This window comes from Salinicola lusitanus, assembly GCF_003206045.1.
Lineage (GTDB): Bacteria > Pseudomonadota > Gammaproteobacteria > Pseudomonadales > Halomonadaceae > Salinicola > Salinicola lusitanus.
Window position 1 is genome coordinate 1 of the sequence record NZ_PZJM01000022.1, and the last position, 541, is coordinate 541.

Below are 541 nucleotides of genomic sequence, written 5' to 3' on the forward strand. Positions count from 1 at the left end.
AAGTCCGTGCCCGGGGTGAAGCTGTAGCTGCCGTCGCTGTTAAAGCTCAGCGATCCATTACCCTGGCCAACGCTGGTCGCAAGCTGATAGCTCTCGACGGTGCCGTCGACATCAGTCGCTGCTGGCACCTGGGCATTCAGGGTGGCGTTTTCACCGATGGTCTGGGTATCCGCCTTGGCTACTGGTACGTCGTTGGTGCCGGTGACGGTTATGGTGACCGTCTGCGGGTCGCTCACCCCGCCATTGTTGTCGGTTGCGGTGTAAGTGAAGNNGCCCGGGGTGAAGCTATAGCTGCCGTCGCTGTTGAAGCTCAGCGAGCCGTTGCCCTGACCCACATCTGTGGCGAGCTGATAGCTCTCGACGATACCGTCGACGTCAGTCGCTGCCGGAACATTGCCTTCGAGTACCTGATTCTCGCCTGTCGTCGGCGTGTCCGCTTTGGCCACCGGCGCATCATTGGTGCCGGTCACGGTGATGGTTACCGTCTGCGGCGCACTCACCCCGCCATTATTATCGGTGGCGGTGTAGGTAAAGGTGACGT

The 541-nt window shown here is 60.7% G+C and carries 1 protein-coding gene; it reads right to left on the reverse strand.

Going from position 1 to position 541, the window contains the following annotated elements; translation table 11 throughout:
* Positions 1 to 500 (reverse strand): Ig-like domain-containing protein (locus DOM45_RS19905; protein WP_425353343.1); only part of this gene is annotated, 500 nt, incomplete at its 3' end.
* Between the last annotated feature and the right edge of the window lie 41 nt (positions 501 to 541).